Origin of the sequence: Acinetobacter brisouii (assembly GCF_008993995.1) — a bacterium.
Taxonomy (GTDB): Bacteria; Pseudomonadota; Gammaproteobacteria; order Pseudomonadales; family Moraxellaceae; genus Acinetobacter; species Acinetobacter brisouii_A.
Window position 1 is genome coordinate 1 of the sequence record NZ_BKNN01000204.1, and the last position, 255, is coordinate 255.

Below are 255 nucleotides of genomic sequence, written 5' to 3' on the forward strand. Positions count from 1 at the left end.
TTGGGAATGCCAATTGATGAGAAAATTAGCGGAGAAATAAGCGCGATCAAATAAAGTGATACTTTGAGCAGGCGCTTTAAGTTGACTGGCTAAAGTCAGTTCTCCCTGATCCATACTGCCGAGTTGAACATCGATGATTTCATGCGTATTGGTATTCACCAAGCAGGTTGCCCTCACTTGAGGATAAGGAGCAGAAGCGTTTTTACCTTTCGATGAGCCAAAGTGATTCAAGTTTTCTTGTGTATGTGGCATAGA

General features: G+C 42.4%; 1 pseudogene. It reads right to left on the reverse strand.

Annotation, left to right across the window (positions count from 1 at the left end):
• A pseudogene (locus tag GBN19_RS15670) lies at nt 1-255 on the reverse strand (IS4 family transposase); the annotation flags it as partial.